This is a genomic window from Pseudomonas sp. 05N434, from assembly GCF_056396965.1.
Genome location: NZ_JBFTMK010000313.1, coordinates 1 through 5,909 on the forward strand (window position 1 = coordinate 1; position 5,909 = coordinate 5,909).

At 60.5% G+C, this 5,909-nt stretch carries 6 protein-coding genes; 2 read left to right on the plus strand and 4 right to left on the minus strand.

All coding sequences use genetic code 11. The features are described from left to right. The 3 genes from AC1DLB_RS18990 to AC1DLB_RS19000 all read right to left on the minus strand — a co-directional run. Nucleotides 1–745: enoyl-CoA hydratase-related protein (locus AC1DLB_RS18990; protein WP_477785439.1), on the minus strand; the 745-nt coding region annotated here is incomplete at its 3' end. Between the two features lie 57 nt (nt 746–802). Next, nucleotides 803–2,137, minus strand: a complete 1,335-nt coding sequence (locus AC1DLB_RS18995) for a ferredoxin reductase domain-containing protein (protein WP_477743722.1) — start codon at nt 2,135–2,137, stop codon at nt 803–805. Further along, nucleotides 2,134–3,696, minus strand: coding sequence for an amino acid adenylation domain-containing protein (locus tag AC1DLB_RS19000; protein ID WP_477743723.1), 1,563 nt, complete (start codon nt 3,694–3,696; stop codon nt 2,134–2,136). The genes AC1DLB_RS18995 and AC1DLB_RS19000 overlap by 4 nt, the downstream gene beginning before the upstream one ends. Before the next feature lie 295 nt (nt 3,697–3,991). Between AC1DLB_RS19000 and AC1DLB_RS19005 the strand changes: the two genes are divergently transcribed. Then, nucleotides 3,992–4,498 (plus strand): RNA polymerase sigma factor, encoded by a 507-nt coding sequence (locus tag AC1DLB_RS19005; RefSeq protein WP_086945058.1) that lies wholly within the window; start codon nt 3,992–3,994, stop codon nt 4,496–4,498. Continuing rightward, on the plus strand, nt 4,495–5,247 hold the full coding sequence (locus AC1DLB_RS19010; protein ID WP_064618867.1) for an anti-sigma factor family protein: 753 nt from the start codon (nt 4,495–4,497) through the stop codon (nt 5,245–5,247). The genes AC1DLB_RS19005 and AC1DLB_RS19010 overlap by 4 nt, the downstream gene beginning before the upstream one ends. Nucleotides 5,248–5,259: 12 nt before the next feature. Here the strand turns inward: AC1DLB_RS19010 and AC1DLB_RS19015 are convergent. Next, the coding region (locus AC1DLB_RS19015; protein ID WP_477785438.1) for an IclR family transcriptional regulator at nt 5,260–5,909 on the minus strand (650 nt) is incomplete at its 5' end.

A 5,909-nucleotide genomic window follows, 5' to 3' on the forward strand; every position in this document is an offset into this window, starting at 1 on the left:
GCTCACGCTTCTGCAAAAAAGCCTGCATACCTTCCTGTTGCCCCTGCGTGGCAAACAAACCATGAAACACTCTTCGCTCGAAAAGAAGGCCATCGCGCAATCCTGACTCCAGTGCCCGGTCCACTGCTTCTCGCGCAGCCAGTGTGGCGGTTTTGGCGAAACCGGCAATGATCTGCGCTGCGGCCAAGGATTGCTCCAGCAGATCGCTGGCAACGATGACCCGCGACACCAATCCTGCCCGCTCGGCCTCTTCGGCCGACATCGAGCGTCCAGTCAAAATCATGTCCATGGCCTTCGACTTGCCGATCAGGCGCGTGAGACGTTGGGTCCCGCCCATTCCAGGCATCACCCCCAACCTGATTTCCGGTTGGCCAAAACGAGCGTTATCGGCAGCAAAGATCAGATCGCACATCATGGCCAACTCACAGCCGCCACCGTATGCATAACCGGCAACAGCGGCCAGCTTGGGCGTACGCAACGCGGCAAAGGCTTCCCAATCGGCGAAATAATCCTCATGGACCATGTCCAGGTAAGATTTTCCGTACATCTCCTTGATGTCGGCACCCGCCGCAAAAAAATCCGCTGTCCCGGTGATCACGAAACAGCCGACTCCGGGGTCGCGGTCCAGCCGTTGCAAGGTGTCCAGCAGTTCGCGCATCAGGGCCGAACTCAAAGCATTCCTGGTCTGCGGCCGATTAAGACGAATCAATACGACTCGATCATGACGTTCGATCAATGTGTGCATGGTGATCTCATTAAATAGATGTGAAATGTTTGAATGAAAAAACGCTCTTGGCACACTTCAGGAATCCCAGATTGCGCCATACGCCGGAATGCCCCGCCCCTCCATTTCCTCAACCACTCGCTGGGTGAGCGTCTGGTTCGAAATGCAGATCACCGCCTCAGCACCGAACGAGCAAACCGCGTCATAAGCCAGTTGCACAAGGTCTGGCTTGCCGAGCACATCGGTGTCCCAGATCAAGGCATCAGGATTGGCCCGCAGGATCTCTTCCACCAGTTCGTCACCGTAGGTTTTTCGCGGGCTGCGGGTCGACCAGACCAGCCGTATGGGTACTTGCCTGGCCAACAAATGGGGCAACACCGGGCCGATGCCGCTGCCCGTGGCGATGTACACCACCGATTTGAACAGGGTTTCGATGTGCGCCACGCCAGCGGTGGTAATGCCTTTGACCCAGACATGCGTCGGCATTTGCTCGATGAACTCGCCGGTCCAATCACCTGCCCGGGAAATGATCAGGCGAAAACCCGCTTCACCCGGTGCGGGAATATTGGCAAAGGAATGCCACTCCATCAGCGGGTTGAGACTGATGGCGTTGGAGGAGCCGGCAAACGGCGTGACATGGTCAAAACGGGCTATTACCGCATGAGAAGAAGGCCTGATCAGTTGCACCGGCACTTTGCGCAGACGAAACCATGGCAAGGCGATGCTGAACGTCAGCACAATCAGCATCCAGAATGCCACCGACGTCGACAGCGCCTCGCTCACGGAGGCCTGCGGGTTCTGGTCCCGGGTAAACAGAACGCTCCATACCCAGAACAGGGCAAGTGCGCTCCACCCACCAAAGCGGTGCATTCGCTCGAAGCCGTTGTGAAAACGCCCGCGAATCCGCGGGTGAGCCATGACGGCCACCAGCAGCAAGATCCCCAGCAACCCGGCGCTCACCCCGAGCAGCGCCAGGGAAACGCCGCCCAAGCTTTCAGTCCAATGCCAGGCCAGGGAGCCGATCAACACCGCGAACCAGCCAATCGCCGCCAGCGCCCCGCCACTGTGCAAGCCGCCGAAGTGGTAAACCTTGGCCAGTGAGCGGCGTATCGCAAGCGGCCAGGAAGTGGGCGCCCGGGTTGCCAGCCAGAACAGCAGATTGATGATGTATTGCTGGCGAATCAAAATCGCCAGCGACAGATTCGCCACCACCAATCCCGACAGCGCCTCAAGGACTATCCCCGTGGATGTCCACCACTGCCCGGCGGTCAACCCATGCGCCAGTGCCGCGATATTGAGTGCAAGCACCAGCGCTACGAGGCGGTTGTAATGCGAGAATATCGGCAACGTCCCTAATCGCCGCCACAGCACGCGCTTGACCGGCAGCGCGGTATCCGGATTCCCCCCCTTCATGCGCCCACCCCTTGCCGGGTCGTCGCGTCGGCCTGGTGCGTCATCGCCCACTCCAGCAGCAAGCGTTTGTCGACCTTGCCGCGTGAGGTCAGCGGAATGTGCTCCACAGCGAGGATCAGCGAAGGGACGCAATAGTAGGCAAGCCGCTCTTCACAGCGCCGTCTTGCATCATCGATGTCCGTGGTAACGGGATAGACGAAGGCCACCAGATGGCGACTGTCGAGTTTCAACGTGACCGCCCGCTCGCAGCGATCAGATGACTCCAGAACCGTAGAAACAGAGTCAAGCTCCACCCGAAACCCTCTGACCTTGACCTGATCATCGACACGTCCCAGGTGTTCAAGTTCGCCGTTCGCTGTCCAGCGCCCCAGATCACGTGTGCGAAACATCATCCGGCCCTGCCCCAGAAACGGATCGGGCCGATAGCGTTCGGCGGTCAGCGTCGGGTTACTCAAATAACCGGCGGTCACACAGTCGCCGCCCGCCCACATCTCACCTTGCTCACCCGCCTGACAGAGCTGGCCCGCCTCATCCAGCACGTACACCGTGTTGTTGGGCGTGGGTTTGCCGATCGTCAATGCACCTGCGCCCCTGTAATGCTGCATGGTGTTGACGATCGTGGTTTCGGTCGGGCCGCAGGCATTGTAAAAAGTGCAGAACGAGGACCAGCGATCAGCCAGGGGCTGAGGGCAAGGCTCCCCGGCAAGGGCCACGACCTTGACTTGCTGGCAACGCAATGGATCGAGTGTGCCGAGTATCGAAGGTGTAGCGATCAGCACGTCGCATTGTTCGGCCGTCTGGGCGATGTCCTTGCCACGGATCATCAAGGTCGCACCATGAGCCAGGCACCCGAGTATTTCCCAGGCCGCCATGTCAAAGGCGATGTTAAGTATCTGTCCGACCTTGAGCCCAGGCCGCATGCCGAGATTGCCAGGGGCTGTCAGCAAAATATTGCACACATTGCGGTGGGTCACCCGAACCCCATTGGGCAGGCCGGTGGTGCCGGAGGTAAACAGCACGAAACACAACCGGTCCGGGGTCGATGACAGCGAACTGGCCACATTCAGGTCATCAGCGGGTGTTGACGCAACCTCCATGAGCTCATCGAGGCAAATGCAGTGTTGCTGCGACGTCAGGGGAATTCGCGACTCGAGGCTCGACAGTGTCAGCACCACCCGCGTCGAGGCCACGTCCATGATGTGGCGCAATTGCGCGGTGGGAGTAATCCCTACGTGCTGAGGGATGTAGGCAGCACCCACTTTCAATGCGGCCAACATTCCCGCCAGCATCGGGATCGAACGCTCCACAAACAAGGCCACGTGATCGCCCGGGGCGACGCCCTGCTGACGCAACAGCGTGGCCAGTCGGTTGGCCTGCCGGTTCAGTTCACCGTAGGTGATGGCTTCGCCCTCACAATGGGCGGCAATGTCCTGAGGTCTGGCGGCGGCTTGCGCCTCGATGGCGTGATGGATCAGAAGATACTCAGGCTCAACCGTCGGCCCACGACCGAACCGCGGCCACACGTCATGGGTGTTGTTGTCCGGAAGCAGCGAACACATCGATGCCGACTCAAGGGAAATTTTGCACTCTTGCATGTTAAAAAATTCTCTTCAGGCTCAATATTTACGTTCAAGCACGGGTGGTTCTGCGCAGCCTGGTGAGAGGCTGGGCTGACTGCCTGAGCTTGCTGCATGGGTTGAGCCGCGAAGTTCGATGCCATTACATGGATTACAAACCCCTCAGAAATCTCCTACACAAATAAGTAATGGTTTTCCCCGACGAAGGAATAAACCACAGTGGCCGGCGTCCTTCTTGTCAGTGCCATTCATCACAGCCAGAGAACACGCCATTTCCATGAACAACATCGACGGACAATTGCGTGAAATCATTCCCAGGCTGCGGCGCTTCGCCGTATCGCTGACGCGCAACCCCAGCAGCGCCGACGATCTGGTGCAGGCAAGCCTGGAACGAGCGCTGTCGAATTGGAGCGCTAAACGTCCGGAGGGCGACCTGCGGGCCTGGCTGTTTTCGATTCTTTATCGGCAGTTTCTCGACGCCCACCGCCGCTCCCGGCGGTATGCGCGGATGCTCGAATTCTTTACCGGGCGCGACGATGCGCAGCCTTCGGTAGAACGCACGGTAATCGCCCAGTCGACCCTGCAAGCCTTCGATCAGCTCAACACCGAACAGCGCGCGCTGCTGCTCTGGGTATCGGTGGAAGGCTTGAGTTACAAGGAGGTCGCCGAGATTCTCGACGTCCCCATCGGCACCGTGATGTCACGCCTGTCCCGCGCGCGTCAGGCCTTGCGCCAGCTCAGCGACGGCGAAATCACCCGCCCTTCCCTGCGGAGACTCAAATGATCAGCCTGCCTCCCAACGAGCGTGACCTGCACGCCTACGTCGATCACCAACTCAGCGATGCCGACCGACATCAAGTGGAAATTTATCTGGCCGGCAACGCCGAAGTGGCCGCACAAGTACGCGCCTGGCAGCAAGACGCCCAACAATTGCGCGCAGCCCTGAGCGGCGCCTTGCAGCAACCGGCCAACCCGCAACTTGACCCGGCGCTGATTCGCCAGCGCCTCAAACGCCAGTCCCGCCGTCATCTGGCCAGTGCCGCGATGTTGTTGATTGCGGTCAGCGTCGGCGGATTGGGCGGTTGGCACGCGCGGGAGATGACTCTGGTCAGCCCCCCACTGCCGATGGCCGATGCGATGCAGGCCTACCGACTGATTGCCCAGCAAGGCATGCTGCCGGCGGATTACCAAGTCAGCGACGATGGCGACATGCAGGGTTGGCTCGACCGCTATTTCAGCCAGGCCCATCGTCTGCCGAACCTGGCGGGGGCAGGCTACAAACCGGTCAGCGGCCGTTTGCTCAGTACCGAACAAGGGCCGGCAGCGATGGTGGTCTACGAAGATCAGGGCGGCCACAAAGTCAGCTTTTACGTCCGTCCGCCGGGACCGAAAAACTTCCTCCTGCCCCGCGGCAGCCGCAGCGACGGCGAACTGCAGGCCGAGTATTGGTCGGATGCCGGGTACAACTACGCGATGGTCAGCCCGAGTGACACACCGGCGGCGCAGATACTCAAGCAGACACTGAAGTTCTGATCCGGGTTGTGGTCACCCCTGCCCAAACACCTGCGAAGGCCTGCGCAACAGCGGGTCGAACGGGTTGATCCGCGGCCCGATCAACGCCGCTTCGCGCTTGAGCATTTCCACCACGGTCGGCAAACGATCCGGCCCCAGGCGATCACTGATCGTGGCCACGCTCAACGCCGCCACTGCCCGGCCGTCGCGATCGAGGATCGGCACGGCCACGCCGGCCATGCCCTGCAACACGCCGGTGTTGCGCCCGGCGTACCCGAGCGCGCGCACATTCTCGACTTCCGAGCGCAGGAACACTTCGTCATACAGGTGAAAATCCTTGAGCCGCGGCAAGTTGTAGTGAATCACCGTGTCGCGTTCCTCTTGCGGCAGGAATGCCAGAATCGCCAGGCTGCCCTGACCCACGCCGAGCGCCACCCGCCCGCCGATGTCACCGGTAAATGTGCGGATCGGAAACGGCCCTTCACTGCGGTCCAGACAGATCGCATCAAAGCCACTGCGCGCCAGCAAAAACAGCGAATCGCCCAGCGATGCCGATAACCGCAGCAATGCCGGCCGCGCCAGTTCGCGCAGGTTGTTGGTATTGCCGGCGCGGGCCGCCAAGGCAAAAAACTCCAGGCTCAGGCGATAGCGTTTGCTGCGGGCGTCCTGCTCGACCATGCCCT